Below are 20400 nucleotides of genomic sequence, written 5' to 3' on the forward strand. Positions count from 1 at the left end.
AGCGACGGGGTGGTACACTCCTTTGCATGGGCTCCTAGAAGTGGTAAAGACACAAGGATGATAAACTCCAAATTAATTCGTATATTTACGAACAAATTATTTTTGTATGAAATATTCCAATATCCGAGAAGAGGAACTGAAAAATAAAGTTGGACAGGATTTCTTTGAGCGGTATGATTGTACCGACATAAAAGGCTTTATAGACTTTGCCGTAAAACTAAAACGCAGCAAAGGAAGTATTGATTTTGCCGATGAATATCTGCTTTGGGCTGAAGCGAAGCAAAGGCCTACCGACATTTTGGTTATGTTAACCCAGCTTGTGTTGACCATCGGCAAAGCACGGACATTTGACAACCATTTGCCACCACCATTTTTGGGATGTTTCGATTGCGAAAAAATTGCTTTTGTACCCTATAGCGATATTCAGGATATTTTTTACCAAAACGATTTTAACTGGAATGTTACGTCATCAAATCACGAAACGAAAGAATTTAAGCAAGTTTACGAACAAGTAAAAAAGGTTATCGAAAATGATATTCCTTGGGAAACCTATTTGTTTGATTTTGAAACAGACGAAAAAGAACTGCGAAAATTTATCCGTGATAATTTCATTGTCGGCAAGGGCGATGCTACAAAAATAAAAATCGACAAAAATAACTTCATTATCATTTACAACAAATGGCTCGAAGCTGTGCTGCCAACTATTTCGTTCAATTGGGAGGCTGCAAAAAAAAACGGAATTATTAGTGGCGATTTTTATTTGGCCGATTTGCTTTCTTCTCCACTAGAAGGGGGTAAGGAATATACCTCTTTGAAAGAAAAACTTTTTGTTGTACTGCGTGCTACGCGCTACGAAATGAATCGGCATAAGGACGAATACGGGGCGTTTACATCAAGTACGGTCGAATTTACGGACAACCAAAAGGCGTACAAACAATTTTGGAACAAATACGAGCGACCCCCCAAAGAGGAATACTGGGATTATATTATTGAACGCCGCGACCAGATTGTACCGCAAGATGTGCGTGAACGAAAAGGAAGTTTTTTCACACCAGGCATTTGGGTGGAGCTATCGCAAAAATACATTGCCGATGTATTTGGTGAAGATTGGCAGGACGAATACTATGTGTGGGATTGCGCCGCAGGCACCGGTAACTTACTTGCCGGACTAACCAACAAGTACAACATCTGGGCATCTACGCTGGATAAACAGGATGTGGACGTGATGCACGACCGCATAAAAAACGGCGCCAACCTGCTCGAAAGCCACGTCTTCCAATTCGACTTTCTAAACGATGATTTTGATAAACTTCCACAAGGCTTACAGGATATTATCAACGACCTTGAGAAGCGAAAGAACCTGATTATTTATATTAATCCGCCGTATGCGGAAGCAAGTAATAAAAAGACTTTAGAAAAAGGAGTCGAAGGTAATAGAGGAGTCGAACAAAGTGCTGTAAATAAAAGATATGCAAAATTATTAGGACAAGGAAATGCAGAACTTTTTGCACAATTCTTTACAAGAATTTATTGCGAAATTAACGGCGTTGTCCTGACAGAATTTTCAAAGTTGAAAATTCTGTCAGGACAACATTTTATTAATTTCAGGGATTTTTTTCAAGCGAAGCTTGAAAAAATTTTCGTATGTCCTGCAAATACCTTTGACAACGTAAAAGGTCAATTCCCAATCGGTTTTATGATATGGGATACAAGTAAAAAAGAAAGATTTGAGCATGTAGTAGCCGATGTTTACAATAAAATCGGTGAGTTTATTGAAACAAAGAGTTATTTTGCATACGACAATAGTGATTACATAAATGATTGGATAAAACCATTAAGAGGAAAGCCCAATAAAAATATAATTGGTAAATTTCCATTTAAAGGAAATGACTTTCAAAATCAGAACATGATCCAGATTGTTCATCCAAGTATGGATTATAATACAGAGGCGGGACAATTTTTAATAAATAAAAACAATCTATTGGAGTCCTGTATATATTTTGCCGTCCGCAAAGTTATTGAAGCCAATTGGCTCAACGACCGCGACCAGTTCCTATATCCAAATGAAAGATGGAAAACCGATAAAGAATTTCAGAATAATTGTTTGGCCTATACACTATTCAACAACAACATTCAATCGAAATACGGAGTCAATCATTGGATACCTTTCACCGAAGCGGAAGTAAACGCCCGCGACAAGTTCGAGAGTAACTTCATGACCGACTTCATTGCTGGAAAAATAAAAGCGGATAAGCCAAGGGATTTATTTTCGCAAGATTCTACAGAGCTGGAGGGAAGAACCTCCAAAGGAGGGGTGGTCTCTCCGTTGCTTTGCAACTCCTCTTTAAAGCTGGGGAATGGGCTACAATTCTCTCCTGCTGCCATCGCCGTATTCGATGCAGGACGGGAATTATGGAAATATTACCACGTACAATTTGGAAGGATGGATGCCGCAAGTGAACAGGTTAATTACAATGTAAACGCCTCATTCTACGACATTCGTGAATATTTTCAGGGGCGTAACGATGCAGGCAAGATGAACAATTCGAGCAATGACTCCAACTATACGGAATTAATCGGTAATTTACGTGATAAATTAAAGCTTTTGGCAAAAGCCATAGAACCGAAAGTATATGAGTATGAATTTTTAAAAAAATAAACTTTACGCTCCTCAGATAACTGTACTTACCAAAAAAATACACCACTCCTACCCCTCCAAAGGAGGGGAATTAATTCCCCTCCTTTGGAGGAGCGCCACAAAGTGGCGAGGTGGTGTACTGGCCGGGGGTGAGGATAAACTCAAAACTTATGCAACTACTTAACCACTTCAATGTATCGAAACACGACCTGCTGGTTGTTATTGGCGAGGCCATGAGCAAAGGGGGCGATTATGCCGATTTGTTTTTCGAGCATACATTCAATAACAGCATATCGTTGCGCGATGGCGAGGTAAACCGGGCGTCTTCCAACGTGGATTATGGCGTGGGAATCCGTGTGGTGGTCGGCAATCAGACGGGATATGCCTACGTGGAAAGTACGGGGCTTGAGGATATGCTTCAGGCGGCCCGCACGGCAGCCAGTATAGCAACGATGCCGAGGCAGCTAAATCCGGTGCAGATTGAAGAAAAAGAATTTAGAAATCATTACAAAATAACGAAAAGCTGGCAGGACGTATCGGTTGCCGACAAGAAAGCTTTCATGGAAAAACTCAACGAGCGGATATTCAGCTTAGACTCGCGGGTGATAAAAGCCAATGTAAGCCTTGTCGATAGCGCTTCCTATATCCTGTTTTTCAACTCCGAGGGTACATTGTGCAGCGATTACCGGCCTATGTGCGTCATGTACGGAGGGTGTACGATGGAGCAGGAAGGCTGCATAGAAAACGGATTCGCTTCCCGCGCCTACCGCAAAGGCTTCGAGTTTTTGAGTGATGAACTGATAGAAACACTGGCAAGGGAATCGGTGGCACAAACCTCGTTGATGTTTGAGGCGGTGAAACCCAAAGGCGGCGAAATGCCTGTGGTGATGGGCGCCGGCAGTTCGGGCATATTGCTGCATGAGGCTATCGGTCATGCTTTTGAAGCGGATTTTAACCGCAAAAATATTTCGATATTCTCCGATAAACTGGGGAAACAGATTTGCCACCCTTCGATAAATGTTGTCGATGACGGGACGATTGACAATGCCCGCGGCAGTATAAATTTCGACGATGAAGGCATAGAGGGACAAAAAACCTATATTGTTAAGGATGGAATTTTGGAAAGTTACCTGCACGATCGCATCAGCGCGGGCTATTACGGCGTGAACCCTACGGGCAATGGCAGGCGGCAGTCGTTCAGGCACGCCCCCCTGCCCCGTATGCGCGTAACCTACATGGAGCAGGGAAGTGTGCTGCAAGAAGAGATGATAGCTAACATAAAAAATGGTATCTTTGTCGATAATTTCACCAACGGACAAGTGCAGATAGGCGCCGGCGATTTCAGCTTTTTCGTTAAAACGGGCTACTTAATCGAGAACGGCAAACTCACACAGCCCGTCAAGGACATAAATATCATCGGCAACGGACCGCAAGCCTTAGCCGATATAACTATGGTAGGCAATAACCTGAAAATTGACGAAAGCGCCTGGACTTGCGGAAAAGACGGACAAAGTATGCCAGTCGGACAAGGCCTGCCATCGGTTTTAGTCAAAAGTTTGACAGTAGGAGGAAACTAGCAGCCCCCCGCTCCCCGTAGGGGGGATTTTGGATCCCCCCTACGGGGGGCGGGGGGCTTAATATATAAAAATTATGGAAGTAAAAAGTCATTTCGATCATTTCAACATTGATGTAGTAAACCTGGAGAAAAGTCTGGAGTTTTACAGTAAATCCTTGTCGCTAAGGGAAGTAAGACGGCAAGAGGCAGAAGACGGTTCATTCGTTATCGTATTTTTATCCGATGGCGTTTCCGCTTTCCGCTTAGAGTTAACTTGGTTACGCGACCATCCACAGCCCTACGAATTGGGCGAGAACGAAAGCCATCTTTGTTTCAGGGTGGAAGGCGATTACGAGGAAGTGCGCAAATACCACAAGGAAAACGGATGGGTATGTTTCGAGAACAAACAAATGGGCATCTATTTCATCAACGATCCCGACGATTATTGGATTGAGATTATCCCCATTGACAGAAAGTAATATTGGCCGATAGAAACGTGGCGCGCAAAAGTCAGTGTCATTGCGGGCTCTGACCCGCAATCTCCCAACAAAGGCAAAATCAGAGGGCAGACACACAGGTCTGCCCCCTACGATAAAAATCCTGCAAATCTTAGAAATCTTGTTAAAATCATAGTTCGGACAAATAAGGTCGCGATACGCCACGACCCTGCTTTGACTTTCCACAAGGGCAGGTTTAAAACCTGCCCCTACGAAGTTCTGAACCTTTTATAGTTTAATACTCAACTTCTTACCCATATATTTTATTATCTTCTTAACCGGAAGGGAATTTATATCCCCTCCTTGTTTGCCATCAACCAATACCAGTTGGAAAGTCTGCGTTTTACCGCTATTGTAATTTCCTTTCTGAGAATCAATGGTTAATTCTTTCGTCTTGTCGTTCCAGCTAAAAGGGATGTAGGCGTAGTTGTTTTTTTGGTAGTCGAACGAGTCGCCATCGTCTTTGTATAGTTCAAAGCTACCGTTATCGCCTGTATAAACGAATATCTTCATCGGGCTATCGGGCGTATTGCTCTTTTTAGCGTCCTGATATGTGGGGATGATGGAGCCTGATTTCACATACAACGGAATCTTATCTTTGGGCGCATCCGCTGCAATCCGTTGTCCTCCGGTATAGGATTTGCCTGTCCAAAAGTCGATCCATTTGTATCCTGCCGGCAGATACACTTCCCTGCTGCTAAAGCCTGCTTTCAACACCGGACACACCAGCAGCGACGGGCCATACATAAACTGGTCTTTGCAGTCCAACACGTTTTTGTCTTCGGGAAAATCGAAAGCCAGCAAGCGCATTGGCGTATAGTTTTTGTGCGTAATATCGCCTGTAAGCGTGTAAATATACGGCATCAGGCTATATCGCAGGTTGATGTAAGCGGTACAAATTGCCTGAACATCTTTTCCATACGCCCACAATTCGTTGGGGGCTTTGGTATCGCCCGGGTAACGGCGTCCATGGCACCGGAAGACGGGGCAGAAAGTACCATATTCAAACCAACGGGTGAACAGTTCCCTGTATTCTTCGGAAGCAGGATCTCCACCCGAATAACCGCCAATATCGGTCGTCCAATACGGAATGCCTGTTGCCACAAAGTTTAATCCGGCAACCACTTGTTTTTCCAGCTCGTCAAAAGTCGTTGGAATATCTCCCGACCAGATTGCTGTTCCGGCGCGTTGTTGGGATGCCCAAGCGCAACGGGTAAGGATATAAGGCCGCTTATTGGGATGCAATTCTACCAAATGGTCGTAAAAATTTTCGGCGTGTAGCAGCGGATAGATATTTCTTACGCGCTGTGCAGGCCCTGCATAGGTGTTTACTGGCAAAAACGATGGAACTTGGTCGGGTTCGGGGCCATCCAAAAACCAACCGTCTATGCCCAAATTTACCAGCGGAAGAATTTGTTTCCAATAAACTTCCCTGGCTTCGGGGTTATACACATCATAGATTACGCCATCCAATGCCCGCGCCCCGTTAAGCAACAGGCCTTTAGCGTCCAACTCTTCGTAGTGGGGCGTTCCTTTCTTAAAAGTCGGCCAAATGGTAATAACCACATTGGTCTGGTATTTATTGTGCAATGTTTCCAGCATTCCTTTGGGATTGGGAAAAAGCGTTTCATCAAACCGGTGTGAGCCTGTTCCGTATTTTTGCCAGTAAAAATAATCGACAAAAATCGAACTCATTTGAATTTGTTCCTGCTGCATTTTTTCCGAAACAGTCAGAATTTCGTCCTGAGTGGCGTATTTATTCCGGCTTTGGTGGTAGCCCAATGTCCAATACGGAATCATCGGCGCTTCGCCTGTCAACTGGCGGTAGGAGCCTACAAGCGCATCCAGCGACTCGCCAACAAACACATAGTAGCTGATTTTATTCCCAAAATCCGAAGCAAAACTCATTCCTTTCGGCGTATCTTCGTACACCGTGCGGGAGGGATTATCCCACAACAAGCCCCAGCCTGCCGTAGAATAAATAACCGGAACGGCGGCTTGCGTGTTAAACTGCACCAGTTCACGCTTTTTTCCCCGCAAGTTAAGGGCATTGTCCCTGAATTGACCCAAGCCAAAGAGCGCCTCATTTTCGGTTAGTTGAAAGAGCTGTTTGGGCACAATGGAATCGCCTTTGAACGATTCCCGCTTGTTGGTTATCTCTTTCAGCAGTTGTTTATTTTTTGCATTGTAGAAACTGATTTGCCCGGTGAATTTCTGAAGTACTACCTTAAATTGAGGGGTTGCCAACGTCAGGTTATCCTCATCTTCAACTACCTGAAAATCAACCGACTGAAAATCTTTTATTACGGCATAACTTTTATCTTCTTTTTCGGCAAAAGGGATAAGTTGCACATTCAACGCGCCAAAATCGTATGGACGCAGTTTCAGTATGCCTTCTACTGTTTCGATAACAAGAGCGCCCTGTTTCTTTTCCCACGAATTAACGTAAATATCCCAGGAAGCGACATACGGACTTTGTTTCGTTTCGCCCGATACCAAGAGACAGATACCCTGCAAAAAAACAGCAATTAATAAAATATACCTATTCCTATTTTTCATTATTTTGATTTATTTATAATACAAATTATTTTACGCTATACACTTCTTTCCCTTTGGTAATGCCGTTTTCGTTAAACGAATCAATGGAGAAAAAGTATTCCGAATCGCGATTGAAATAGCCTGCCTCCAAGGTGGTAGCATCCATTACCATGCTGGCATTTTTCAACTGGTCTTTCTTCACGCCCCAGTTAATGATGTAGCCCGTAGCGCCTTCCACTTTGTCCCAACTGAACTCAATGCGGCGGCGGTCTTCTTCGCGGGTAGCCTTAAAGTTTGTAACGGCTTTTGGCGCTTTTCCCTTGCCATTGCCAAACACACGGAAATCGTACAATGAGAATTTACCCTCCTTGATGTTTTGGCTGTTGGTTATGCGCAAAAACTGAGTTTTCAAGGCTTTGTCCAACACAATAAAATCGTGCGGCATATCTTTTACGTTGGCTGTGCGGTCAACGATGCGCGTCCAGTTTTTGCCGTCGCTTGAGCTTTCCACATAATATTGGTAGCTGAAATAGGAAATGCCGTCAATTGCCCTGAGCTTAAAATCCTGATCGGCAAGATTTACCTGAATAGCCCTCACATCCATTTGCTTGCCTAAATCAATCTGCCACCATTCACCGGCATTGCCCGTTTGAGCCGACCACCAGCTTTCTACCTGCTCGTCGTTTCCTTTCTCTATTTCGTGCTTGGGCAGAAAAGAAGAGGCTGTGGATTTTTTGCCATATGAAAGAATATTCCAGCCCATGGATAAATCATTTTTCTCAAAATTCATCTTTTTTTCGGGAATATAGAACGGGTAATCCGTCAGAGCGGTGTGTGAATGAAATACATCGTCTGCCGAAACATAAACGGGAAACAAACCTAAACGGCGTTCAAAACTATGCCGCTCCGATATTTTCATGCTTGCCACATGCCAATAGTTGCCATACTTATCCTGAAAGGTGTGCCCATGCCCTGCCCCACCGATAAAACCGCCCGGCTTGAATGTGAACGGGTTGCTTTCTTCGTAGGTGTAAGGCCCCAGCGGATTGTCGGAGGTGTAGATGCCATCGCCATACACGCGTACTTCTGTTCCGGGTGCGGCGTATTGGAGGTAATAGCGGCCTTTGTACTTAATCATGCAAGGGCCTTCGTTGTAGCCGTCTTTTCCCATACTGTTATCCGGCCCTTTTTCTTCCCAACCGTATTTTTTGAAGTTGTGTGTTATCAACACTTTGGCTTCTCCTATCACTTTAAACCCGTCTTTCGGATCCACCTCCACGCCTATTATGGGGTCTTTGTCCGAGCAACCCCAGTACATATATACCCGTCCGTCGTCGTCTTTGTAAAACGCCGGGTCTTGACTTCCGGCTATCTGGAATTTAAATTTCGTATCTATCAGTTCCCAATTGTCCAAATCGGGATTGGTATTTTTGTATATCTTAACCGGATTCCACGAGCCCATAAAATAGATGGCGTCATCCAACACCAAAATGGTTGGCGCGTAATTTTCGATGGTCGAAATACTGCTTGCCCTCACATAGGTCCATTTCGCTAAATCGGGCGAACTCCAATACCCCCCCGACTTGGAAGCAAACAGGTAATATTTCCCCTTGAAATATTCGCAGACCGGGTCGGCAGCTTCGCGCCTGCTCTGAAACTCGTCTTCGGGGTAAAACCGGTAGTTCAGATTGATTGGATTGGCAACAATGTGCTTTTTCTGTGCATTTAACGGCAATCCCACTGCTATCAGGAGCAATGCGATTAGTAATGTTGATTTTTTCATGGATACTAAAAATTAAACAGTTTCTTATTATTTTACGCTAACTACTTCTTTTCCTTTGGTAATGCCGTTTTCGTTAAACGAATCAATGGAGAAAAAGTATTCCGAATCGCGGTTGAAATAGCCTGCTTCCAAGGTAGTGGCATCCATTACCATGCTGGCATTTTTCAACTGACTCTTTTTCACGCCCCAGTTGACGATGTAGCCCGTAGCGCCTTCCACTTTGTCCCAACTGAACTCAATACGGCGACGATCTTCTTCGCGGGTCGCTTTAAAGTTCGTAACGGCTTTCGGCGCTTTTCCCTTGCCATTGCCAAACACACGGAAATCGTACAACGAGAATTTACCCTCCTTGATGTTTTGGCTGTTGGTTATGCGCAAAAACTGAGTTTTCAAGGCTTTGTCCAGCACAATAAAGTCGTGCGGCATATCTTTTACATTGGCTGTGCGGTCAACTATGCGCGTCCAATTCACGCCATTATCCGAAGATTCGATGTAATATTGGTAGTTGAAGTACGAATTATCGGCCAACAGCGTAAAATCCTGATCGGCAAAATTGGCCTGAATAGCCCTCACATCCATCTGTTTACCCAAATCAACCTGCCACCATTCACCGGCATTGCCCGTTTGAGCCGACCACCATGTTTCTACCTGTTCGTCATTCGCTTTCTCAATTTCAAATTGAGGCAACGAGGAAGATGCTGTGGCTTTTTTGTTGTACGAAAGAATGTTCCAACCCTTGGATAAATCATTCTTTTCCAAGTCGGTTTTTTTATCGGGAATGTAGAAAGGATAGTCCGTCAGAACGGTGTGCGAGTGCAATACATCGTCCTCTTTCGAGATATAGACGGGGAACAAGCCCAAGCGGCGTTCAAACATGTGGCGTTGCGATATTTTCATGGTTGCCACGTGCCAATAGTTGCCATACTTATCCTGGAAGGTATGTCCATGACCCGATCCTCCGATGAAACCGCCCGGCTTGAATGTAAACGGACTGCTTTCTTCGTAGGTGTAAGGTCCCAGCGGATTATCGGAAGTGTAGATGCCATCGCCATAAACCCGCACCTCTGTTCCCGGGCCTGCATACTGAAGGTAATATTTGCCTTTGTATTTTACTATGCACGGGCCTTCGTTATAGCCTGCTTTATTGGTTTCGTTATTGTGTCCTCTTACTTCCCAGCCGTATTCAACCGGATGATGTGTGATTAACACTTTTGCTTCCCCTATCACGTTGAAGCCGTCATTGGGGTCAACTTCGGCTCCGGCGATAGGCTCTTTATCGGAGCAACCCCAGTACATATACACCTTGCCGTCTTCGTCCTGATAAAAAGCAACATCGCCACCACTCAGCGAATACTTAAACTTTGAGTCAATACGTTCCCAATTGTCCAAATCGGGGTTCGTTGTTTTATAAATAGCCGGGCTATTCCCCGACGAGCCCATGTAATATAGCACATCGCCCATGACGAGTACCGTGGGTGCATAATCTTCTATAGTTTCGATAGTGCTGGTCTTGATGTAGGTCCATTCCGCCAAATCGGGCGAACTCCAGTAACCTCCCGACTTGGAGGCAAACAGGTAGTATTTTCCCTTGAAGTACTCGCAGACCGGGTCAGCCGCTTCACGCCTCGGAAGTTTATCATCTGCCGGACGAAAGCGGTAGTTCAAATTAATCGGATTGGCGACAATCCGGCTGTTCTGCGCCTCTAAATAAACAAGGCCTACAACTGTGAAAAGGAATGTTGCAATAAGCGCTTTTTTCATGGTTATTTTGGGTTTGTTAGAATCTATTTTAATATCACGGCGGGTCTAAACGACCTGCTTAAGAAAAATGACAAAAAGGCCTGCGGCCTCGGAAACTACCAAAAGGAGTCTGCTCATATTGCAGAGCAGACAGGCCTTTTGCTAGTAATTAAAATAATAGAGGATTGTTTATTAGCTATGTGTTGCAGTCGTTGATATTGTTAATCAACTACCACATTCTTGTATTTTGTTGTAAACAATAATTTAGAATAGTTAGGATTGCTTATCTCGAAACGGATTTGTTTTTCCTGTCCCGGATCAAGCTCGTAATGACGGTCATCACCTGCTTTCGTTCCATCTACAAACAATGCTACCGTACCTATATCCGTCAGCGTTCCTACATTCTTCACAGCCACTGTTGCCGTTTTTGTTTTGTCAACCAAATTTTCTGCCACTCCAACCAGCTTGATGGTGAAATCGGCGGCAAACGACTGTGCATAATCAATAGTAGTATTAACACCGAATTTAGCTTCGGTGAAACCTACACTGTCTTTTATCCGGTCTTTGGCCACATACGACGGGCTGCTACCGCCAACCATAATCTTGAATTGTCCTTTTTCTACCACGCGATCCATTCTTTCGTTCAACAACGACAATTGGTAAGGCGTCAGCGTAAAGTTCACTGTTTTCGATTCGCCTGCATTCAGGTGGATACGTTCAAAACCTTTCAATTCCATCACCCGGGTTTTCACGCTGCCATACATGTCGGTAACATACAATTGCACCACTTCGTCTCCTTCTTTTGAACCGGTATTTTTCACCCTAGCCTGCACTTTTACATTGCCGTTGCCTTCAACCGATGTTTTCAAATCCGAATATTCAAATGTAGTATAGCTCAAGCCGTAACCGAAATGATACAAAGGATAATATTCCATATCCACATATTCGTACCTTCTACCCGAGGTTTTGAAATTGTAGTACAGCGGAAGTTGTCCTACGTGTTGCGGGAATGTCATCGGCAAACGTCCGGCAGGATTGTAATCGCCAAACAGTACATCGGCAGTTGCATAACCACCTTCCTGACCGGGCAACCAGTTGACCAGAATAGCCTGACAATTTGCAGCGGCAAAGCTCAGGTTATACGGACGACCTGCCTGAAGCACCAACACAACCGGTTTTCCTGTTGCGCAAACAGCTTCCAAGAGTTTTTGCTGATCGCCGGGTAAAACCAATGTTGCCAAGTCGTCATTTTCGCCCGATGTTTTCTTGATACCTTTAATGCCTTCGCTACTGCTACAGTCGCCAAGTACCAAAACAGCTACATCGGCCAGTTGAGCGGCTTTCACAGCTTTATCTATTTGCGATGCTACTTCCGAAGTAGAAAATTCGCAGCCTTTTTCATATACCACCTTTGTTTGAGCGCCAACGGCAGCCTTAATTCCGGTTAATACCGATTTCAATTGTCCGGGTTGGGGTTTGCCGGTGTAGTCTCCGGGCTGGAGGTCATCGGCGCCGGGACCAATCACGGCAATTGATTTGATGGTTTTTGATAATGGCAAGACGTTGTTTTTGTTTTCCAACAAAACAAATGATTCGCGAGCCAGTTTACGCGCCAATGCTCTGTGTTCGTCCGAGTTCCATCCCGGATATACTTTATTCCAGTCAAGCGATTTGGATGGGTTATGTTCAAACAATCCGTTTCGGAACATGGTGCGCAACAAGGTAGCACAGCAATAGTCAATGTCTTTTATGCTAATTTCGCCGCTTACTGCCGCAGCTACCACCGCTTTGTCGTTGTAAGTATCGCCGCAGTTGGTTGCAATTCCGGCCGCCAAAGCCTGTTTTGCTGCTTCCACCTTATCTATGGCTGTATAATGCTTATTCGCTGTCAGGTTTCGTATCGCGCCGCAATCGCTCACGATAAAACCGTCGAATCCCCACTCATCGCGAAGGATGTCTTTCAACAGCACCGTGCTTTTTGCCACGGGAACTCCCAAATAGTCGGAGTACGACATCATCAGCGACTGGTAGTTGTATTTCTTGAAAATATCGCGGAAAGGAACCAAATGAATTTCGCGCCATTCGCGTTCCGACAAGCCAATATCGTGCGAGTCGCGTCCACCCAAAGGAGCGCCATGACCGCCAAAATGCTTCGGAGTAGTCATCAGGCCTTTCGATTGGTAACCTTTTACCCAGGAACCACCGATTTCCGAAACTAGATACGGATCTTCGCCGTAGGTTTCTTCGCAGCGTCCCCAGCGTGCATCCTGTGCTACGTCCAAAACAGGAGACCAGGCCTGTATAGCGCCCGCAGCCAATGTTTCGTCGGCGATAGCAATGGCCGTTTCTTCAACCAGTTTTTTGTTCCATGTGGCGCCCATTGCCAGCGATTGCGGGAAAATGGTTGCGCCGCTACCATACGAAAAGCCATGTATAGCTTCCACTTTCTTAATATCGGGAATACCAAGACGAGGTAGTCCGGGGATGCCCCAACCTTCGCGAAGGAGAAGAATTTTTTCTTCCACCGTCATCAACGAAAGAACGCTTGCAACCCGTTGTTCCAATGGCATTTTGGGGTTCATATAGGGTCTGTCGGCAGGCGTATTGCTATCTGCTTTCACTTCCGCTTCGGTCAGGAAAACAGTTATTTCCTTGATAGAAATGGCTTTAGTGAATACGCCGCCTTTAATATCTATTTTCAAGTGCGCTCCGTATTTGGGCGGAAATGAAATAGTGTATTGCTTGTTGTTTCCTTTTACCGTGTATTTCACCGGCGTGCCCAAGTTCATCGGGTCGTAGGTAACATATATATCCAATGCTTTTTGCAAATCCTGAGCCGAAATTCCATCACTTTGAATGATAATTTCCTTCACGTCGCCCGATGATTGAAGCGTGAACAACAACCACTGGCCGGCAGCCAGGTCTTTCGCCGATAAATTCCAGCTTGTTTGCGGGTTATTATCAAAAAGCGAGCTAACCGTATTTGCATTAACAGATGTAGAAACAGTAGCGATGCCCGTCTGCTGTGCCGTACATACATTAATCAAAGAGAAACACAATAAAACACTTAGAATTAATTTTTTCATCTTCTTTTAATTGGTCTAAATTTAGAGATTATATAACGATTATAATTGGGGGCTGTTTATCACCTTTCGGGAATCTTCGTTACCAAAGGTTTTTGTTTTTTCAGGATTTTGCCTGCTTCGCCTGTCAACCACAAATAGTGGTCGGAAGGTTTGCCATCCAAATCAATAAACCGGGCTGTTTTGCTCACCGGCGTATTGTTGGTGGTTTTGAAGATGGCCGTAGCTTCGTCAATTTCGTCGAACATGGCCACATACAGCATCTCGCCACCGGCAAGGATAGCCGTAGAAAGTTGTTGCCAGTAGAACCGGCCACCCTGACGCGGAATAGAACCGCTTGGTTTTACATCATCGGGAAATTCACGAGCGCTTAAATTGTGCCAGCTAAATCCGGGGCAAACACAAGGCACATACTCCAGCTTATTCTCCCTGCACCACTGAATATCATCAATTACCAAATCGCGGTAGCGATCCATATCGTTGTGCAACAGCGGTGTAAAACGTTGAACCGTCCATGGCAATACTATATCGACTTGCTTTATCAGGGTATGCAGATAGGGGTCGTTTATGCAATCGGCATTCAAACTGCGCCAAGCTGTCGGCACACCCAGCATAATGGCGCAACCGCCGTATTCGGGGTCGTTTTTCAGGAAATCGAACAAGCGTTCCAAGCCAATGTTTCGTATATTATAAGGTCTGTCGGGGAAGCCTACGCCCCAAATGGCCACCACCGGTTTTCCGTTGTGATACAAATAGGTTTTATTGCCTTGCTGGTTGGTAACTTTAAGTTCGTCAACCAAATATTTCCAGTCCTCAATTATCATCGACAAGTCTTCGCCCGACCGTGCAAGACCCGAAAGGTCGTACATCACAGCAATGGCCCTTTCCGATTGTGAGGCGGCTTCCAGCGAGTTCTTCAAAATGGCATTGGGCGTTGTATTCCGGTTGGTTCCTCGTGTGTAGCCGATAAAACGTTGCATAAACACGCCGTCAACACCGTAATCTTTCATCCATTTGAAATGAAGATTGGTCGTTGACTTGTCCGCCGAGCTAAAAACCTTGCCTTTTGAACCATCGGCCAAAACAAATGGCGTATCATACGTCTTTTCGTATTCCGATACATCCGGCCACATATCCACCGTACAATGCGTTTCGTCAAAAGCTTTTCCGGAGCCGTAATGCCCATATCCCTGATTCGTTCCGTCAGACGGACCGCGAAACCAACCCTGGTATCCGGCCATTATTAAACTTTTATACGAAGGGTATCGGGTTTCCTTCGCATGTTTTGTTTGAGCGCTTAGAAACTGAAAACAAAAGAATGCGAGCAATAAAACTGCCTGTTTTTTCATGGCTATTGTATTTATCATTTTTATTCGACTTAATTAATATCACAAAGAAAAGCCCGTTTTATTAACAAACGGCTTAATTGTTTATTAATTCATTATTAAAATTCGACAAAATCGCATATTAATACGCACTATTGTTAGAAAATTGCAACATTGCATCAATATTCTTATTAAATAGGGCAATCGCAAGACTTGCCCCCCACATTTTTTACTTCAGCGTAATTGTTTTCGTTTGCCGGATGTCTGCCGCCGAACTGCCGACCATTATTTCAAATTCGCCGGGTTCCGTTACGCGTTTCATATCTATATTCAGCAACGAGAAATGTTCGGGTGTCAGTACCAGTTTTACCGTTTGCGTTTCACCGGCTTTCAGCTTGATTTTGGCAAAGCCTTTCAATTGCTTTTCGGGTGTGGCCACACTGCTGACCTTATCGTTGATGTATAACTGCAGCGCTTCGCTGCCCGCCACATTGCTTGTATTCTTCACACTGAGGCTAACAGTTACATTGTCGGTTATCCGTGGATCTGCAGGTTCAATAGCCAGTTGACCGTATTCAAACTGCGAGTAACTCAATCCGTGCCCGAAAGGAAACAAGGGCGCCCCGTCTCCATCGGTATAACGCCGGTGCGATGATTTTTTCTTTGAATAAAAGACCGGCAGCTGTCCCTGATTTTTCGGGAAGCTCATTGTCAGTTTGCCCGAGGGATTGTAATCGCCGAACAAAACATCTGCAATGGCATTTCCGGCGGCTTCGCCTGCAAAGAAACTCTGTATCACGGCAGGCGAATATTCGCATATTTCGGTCAGAATAAGCGGACGACCTGTAATCATTACTGTTGCAAATGGTTTGCCTGTTTTAGCAACTGCTTTTACCACCTCGATGTCCATATCGTGGGGATAAAGATTTTGCCGGTCGTGGCTTTCGCCCACTTCTTCGCGGGTTTCGCCCATCACCACTATCACCTGATCGGATGTAGCCGCAGAGCGTGCAATATCGGTATATAACGACGATGATTTAACATCCGCCAAACGCCATTTCACATTCATGCCTGCGTTGCCGTCTATCTCGGCATATTCGATGCGGAAAGGAATTTTCTTACCGGCCTGCAATTTCAGTTGCTTTTTGGTTTCGCTTTGCCGGTTTACGTTTGTCCAGCTATCAATAAACAGTTCGTCGTTAATGAATAATTTACCATAGTCGTCGGGGCGGAAATAAAATTCGTACAATCCGCTAACCGGAACGGTCAGATAACCCGACCAGCGTACCGAAAAGTTATCGGGGTTGATTCCCGGGGCCGGACTCAGGTTGTGCCAATAAGGCGTCAAGCCGGCATCGTATGTTGTGTAGGCCGGTTCGCCCTTCAATTCGGCATTGTTATAGTAGGCTACGTTCAGCGTCTTGGCTTTTCCATTATCAACCGGCGACAAGGATGAGGCCGGAATAATTGAAAAACGGTCGGATATTTCGCTGTTCACATAGTCGATAGTAATGGCTTTCCCATACTTGGCTTGCAAAGCTTCGTATATGCTTATCGCCTCTGCTCCGGCAGGAGAATAGCCTCCGGTATAGGTAGAATTGGCGAGGTTTCCCACCAATGTTATTTTCCTGATATTTTTCTCATTCAACGGCAATGCTCCGTTGTCGTTCTTTAGCAACACCACCGATTGACGGGCTGCGTCCAAGGCCAGTTGTTTGTTCTCGCTTGTATGATAAACTTTTGCTACAAGCGTTGTATCGGTATAAGGATTGTCGAAAAGGCCGAGTTCAAACTTCACCCTCAGTATTCCCCTCACCGCACGGTTGAGGTACTTAACATCCAGCGAACCGTCTTTCACCGCTTCAACAATATTTCGCTGAAAATCTTCGTATTTAAAATCATAAAACTGCATGTCCAAACCGGCGCTGATAGCATTTACTATTGCTTCCTTGTCGGTGGCTGCCGTGTGGTGGCTTCTTATCTGGCGGGCAATGGCGCCCAAATCGGTAACAACAAAGCCATCAAAACCCCATTCATCCCTTAGAACAGTCGTCAACAACCATTTGTTGGCAACACTCGGAATACCGTCCATCTCGTGGTAGGCCGCCATAATTCCACGGGCTTTACCTTCGCGAACGGCTTTCTCAAACACATATAAATAATAACTCCTTGCATCCCGTTCTCCTATCATCACAGGACCTTCATTACTTCCGCCTTCGGGAATAGCATGTACGGCGAAGTGCTTTGGTTCGGCGGCAACGGCGTTATTGTCGGACAATTTATCGCCTTGCAAACCTTTTACTATATTCACAGCCATGCGAGACGAAAGATAGGTATCCTCGCCAAAAGTTTCTTCTACACGTCCCCAACGGATTTCCCGCGCCAAATCGAGGTTTGGGCCAAGCACAAAATGAACACCCTTTGAACGGGCTTCGGTAGCCACTGTGCGCCCAATATTGTACATCAAAGTGGTGTCCCATGCCGAAGCATTTGCCAGCGGAACCGGAAAAGCGGTAGCTCCCGCCCCTTGGTATCCGTGCAGGGCTTCTTCAATAAACAACAGAGGGATTCCCAGGCGGGAACCCTCTATTGCTCTTTTTTGTAATTGATTGGCAAATGCAGCCGAATAAGGATACAGGTCGTGAATAGCCCCGATGGACATGCTGTCGATGTAATAGCTCATTTTCTCCTCCGAAAACCGTGTCGAATTTTCGAGCACGTCGTTCGCCGCAAGCATATCGAGCTGCGCCGCTTTTTCTTCGAGGGTCATCCGTTCCAACAAATCATCAATCCGCACGTCAATGGACAAGGACGAATCTTTGTATGCAGGCGATTGGTTACAGCCCGTCAAAAAACCGACAAGCGCTGCTACTATCAACAGTTTATTTGTTATTTCAGGTATTCTATTCATATCCGCTGTAATTTATTTTGCTGTTATCTGCCGGTTTATTTTGCAGCCCATTCCTTGTTTGCCTGAGCCGACATTTCTATTTCCAGCACGCCGCCGTTCACCAGTTCGGCATGGGTAAAGAATGGTTTATCCAATAGTTTACCGTTCAGTTTCGCCGATTTCACGTACTTGTTTTCTTTGCTGTTGTTCAACACTTTCACCGAAAATACTTTATTGTCTTTCAGTTGTATATCCACCTCATCAAAAACAGGACGACCGATTGAGTAGGCCGGAATGCCGGGGCAATAGGAATAGAATCCCATACTGTTCAGCACATACCATGCCGACATTTGTCCGCAGTCTTCGTTGCCCGAAAGGCCATTGGGGTCGTTGTGATACAAAGTGTAAAGCACTTCATCCACCAATTCCTGTGTTCTCCAGGGCTGACCTACCTGATTGTAGAGGTGTATGGTTTGGTGGCTGGGTTCGTTTCCGTGAGCATATTGACCAATCAAGCCCGAAATATCTGCCGAAATATTTTCGCCTTCCAATTCGGAACTTACACTGAACAAGGAATCGAGTTTGGCAATAAACTGTTCGCGACCGCCCATTAACTCAACCAATCCTTGCACATCCTGAGGAACAAACCACGTCCATTGCCAGGCATTTCCTTCGCAATAATCGTCGTGCCGGTGATCGGAATGAGCCGGACTGAAAGGTGTCTTCCATGTACCATCGGACATGATACCGCGCATAAAGCCTGTGCTCTTGTCGAAATATTGCTTGTAATTGTTGCTCAAGGTGGTGAATTTTTCGTAATCTTCCGTTTTGCCCAAATCTTTGGCAAATTGAGCTATCAACCAGTCGTTGTAAGCATATTCCAAGGCTTTGGCCACCGATTCGTTTTCCTTGTCGGAAGGAATGTAGCCCAAGGTGTTTTTGTAATATTTTCCTATCGGCGCCAAATTGTTATTCAGAATATGGCGGTCGATATGCGAGGTGAGATTCAATGTATCGTAAGATGACGAATGTTTAGCCGCAGCAAACGCTTTCTCCACATCAAAATTCCGTTCGCCTTTCATATACGAATCCACGATAACCGATACGGCATGGTAGCCAATCATACATCCGGTGTAGTTGGACGCCAGTTCCCACATGGGCAATATGCCACCTTCATCGTATTTGGTGAGCAAGGAGCGAATCATCGCCTGATTATCGTCTGGCGTGATGATGGTGTAAAGCGGGTGAAGCGCGCGGAAGGTATCCCAAAGCGAGAACACGCTGTAATTGGTATAATCGTCCGACTGAGCAATCTGATGATCCATCGTTCTGTACCGGCCATCCACATCCGAAGATACGGTTGGTTCGAGCATGGCATGATAAAGGGCTGTGTAGAAGATGGTTTTCGATGTTTCGTCGCTGCTCTTCACTTTTATTTTAGCCAATTCTTCGTTCCATACTTTGGCGGCATCCTGACGGACTTCGTCAAAGCTGCGGTTCGCCAGTTCTTTTTCGGCATTGTTCTTCGCGCCATCGGCATCTACAAACGAAATACCTACCCGAACGGTTACCTTTTCATCCTTTTGGGTGTTCTCCTTGAAGTTGATAAATGCTTTCAGCTTGGAAGCTGTTGCTTCTGCTTCGTCTTTCAGTACCACCCGTTCGCCATCGGCTTCAATTTCGTAATTGAAGGGTTTAGAAAACTTGGCATAAAAATAGGCATAACGGTTAGTTGCCCAACCTTTTACCTGTCTCATCCCCGAAATTTCGGTATCGCTCAACACTTTCAGTTCGGCATGAACCACACGGCGCTCCTGCACCGAGGTGGTCAGGTCGATATACACGCCCGCCTTGTCTGATTCGGGATAAGTATATTGATGATAACCGGCATGTTTTGAGGCTGTAAGCTCTGCCAACACGTTATAATCCTGAAGCAAGACCTTGTAATAACCCGGGGATGCCACTTCCTGTTCGTGTGAGAATTTTGAACCAAATCCGCCCGTCTTATCTTCCCCGTTGGGAGCTATCTCAACGGGAGTTCCTGTAATGGGCAGAAACAAAAAGTCGCCATAATCGCCAATACCCGTTCCACTCAGGTGGGTATGGCTAAAACCACGCAGAGCGGCATCGTCGTGATAATATCCGCCACAAGCATCCCATCCCGCAAAACGGGTATCGGGACTTAACTGCACTAATCCGTGAGGTACAACCGCACCCGGATAAGTATGTCCATGGCCTCCTGTTCCGATAAACGGATTAACATAGTCGGTCAGGCTCTTCTCTTCTGTCGTTGAACAAGAAGACAATATGAGCGCCAACAAAAAAAGTTTTACTAAATTCTTCTTTACCAT

Annotated in this window: 10 protein-coding genes; 3 read left to right on the forward strand and 7 right to left on the reverse strand. The window is 45.3% G+C overall.

The features are described from left to right. The first annotated feature begins 106 nt into the window (after window positions 1-106). From ACYPWY_RS09055 to ACYPWY_RS09065, 3 genes are all read left to right on the forward strand, one after another. A complete protein-coding gene (locus ACYPWY_RS09055; RefSeq protein WP_459685205.1) occupies window positions 107-2659 on the forward strand; it encodes a hypothetical protein in 2553 nt (850 codons plus the stop codon). A gap of 149 nt (window positions 2660-2808) precedes the next feature. Next, complete coding sequence (locus ACYPWY_RS09060; protein WP_459685206.1) at window positions 2809-4215, forward strand: TldD/PmbA family protein; 1407 nt, start codon at window positions 2809-2811, stop codon at window positions 4213-4215. Window positions 4216-4288: 73 nt separating this feature from the next. Beyond that, entirely contained in the window at window positions 4289-4672 is a 384-nt protein-coding gene (locus ACYPWY_RS09065; protein ID WP_459685207.1) for a VOC family protein, read from the forward strand. 246 nt (window positions 4673-4918) lie between these two features. Here ACYPWY_RS09065 and ACYPWY_RS09070 read toward each other — a convergent pair whose 3' ends face one another. From ACYPWY_RS09070 to ACYPWY_RS09100, 7 genes are all read right to left on the reverse strand, one after another. Next, a complete protein-coding gene (locus tag ACYPWY_RS09070) occupies window positions 4919-7249 on the reverse strand; it encodes a glycoside hydrolase family 31 protein (protein ID WP_459685208.1) in 2331 nt (776 codons plus the stop codon). Between the two features lie 25 nt (window positions 7250-7274). Further along, window positions 7275-9011 carry a family 43 glycosylhydrolase gene (locus ACYPWY_RS09075; RefSeq protein ID WP_459685209.1) on the reverse strand — a complete coding sequence of 579 codons (1737 nt, stop codon included), beginning with the start codon at window positions 9009-9011 and terminating at the stop codon, window positions 7275-7277. 27 nt (window positions 9012-9038) lie between these two features. Then, entirely contained in the window at window positions 9039-10772 is a 1734-nt protein-coding gene (locus ACYPWY_RS09080) for a family 43 glycosylhydrolase (protein WP_459685210.1), read from the reverse strand. A gap of 200 nt (window positions 10773-10972) precedes the next feature. Beyond that, entirely contained in the window at window positions 10973-13837 is a 2865-nt protein-coding gene (locus tag ACYPWY_RS09085; RefSeq protein ID WP_459685211.1) for a glycoside hydrolase family 3 C-terminal domain-containing protein, read from the reverse strand. Between the two features lie 59 nt (window positions 13838-13896). Continuing rightward, window positions 13897-15183 (reverse strand): glycoside hydrolase family 71/99-like protein, encoded by a 1287-nt coding sequence (locus ACYPWY_RS09090; protein ID WP_459685232.1) that lies wholly within the window; start codon window positions 15181-15183, stop codon window positions 13897-13899. A 205-nt stretch (window positions 15184-15388) separates the two neighbouring features. Continuing rightward, window positions 15389-18070 (reverse strand): glycoside hydrolase family 3 N-terminal domain-containing protein, encoded by a 2682-nt coding sequence (locus ACYPWY_RS09095; RefSeq protein ID WP_459685212.1) that lies wholly within the window; start codon window positions 18068-18070, stop codon window positions 15389-15391. A gap of 35 nt (window positions 18071-18105) precedes the next feature. After that, on the reverse strand, window positions 18106-20400 hold the full coding sequence (locus tag ACYPWY_RS09100) for a GH92 family glycosyl hydrolase (protein WP_459685213.1): 2295 nt from the start codon (window positions 20398-20400) through the stop codon (window positions 18106-18108).

It is taken from the genome of Viscerimonas tarda (assembly GCF_054601255.1).

Excerpts from the sequence above, each read along its gene's own strand:
- ACYPWY_RS09055 (WP_459685205.1), top strand. The coding sequence starts at position 107 with ATGAAATATTCCAATATCCGAGAAGAGGAACTGAAAAATAAAGTTGGA.
- ACYPWY_RS09060 (WP_459685206.1), top strand. The coding sequence starts at position 2,809 with ATGCAACTACTTAACCACTTCAATGTATCGAAACACGACCTGCTGGTT.
- ACYPWY_RS09065 (WP_459685207.1), top strand. The coding sequence starts at position 4,289 with ATGGAAGTAAAAAGTCATTTCGATCATTTCAACATTGATGTAGTAAAC.
- ACYPWY_RS09070 (WP_459685208.1), bottom strand. The coding sequence starts at position 7,249 with ATGAAAAATAGGAATAGGTATATTTTATTAATTGCTGTTTTTTTGCAG.
- ACYPWY_RS09075 (WP_459685209.1), bottom strand. The coding sequence starts at position 9,011 with ATGAAAAAATCAACATTACTAATCGCATTGCTCCTGATAGCAGTGGGA.
- ACYPWY_RS09080 (WP_459685210.1), bottom strand. The coding sequence starts at position 10,772 with ATGAAAAAAGCGCTTATTGCAACATTCCTTTTCACAGTTGTAGGCCTT.
- ACYPWY_RS09085 (WP_459685211.1), bottom strand. The coding sequence starts at position 13,837 with ATGAAAAAATTAATTCTAAGTGTTTTATTGTGTTTCTCTTTGATTAAT.
- ACYPWY_RS09090 (WP_459685232.1), bottom strand. The coding sequence starts at position 15,183 with ATGAAAAAACAGGCAGTTTTATTGCTCGCATTCTTTTGTTTTCAGTTT.
- ACYPWY_RS09095 (WP_459685212.1), bottom strand. The coding sequence starts at position 18,070 with ATGAATAGAATACCTGAAATAACAAATAAACTGTTGATAGTAGCAGCG.
- ACYPWY_RS09100 (WP_459685213.1), bottom strand. The coding sequence starts at position 20,400 with ATGGTAAAGAAGAATTTAGTAAAACTTTTTTTGTTGGCGCTCATATTG.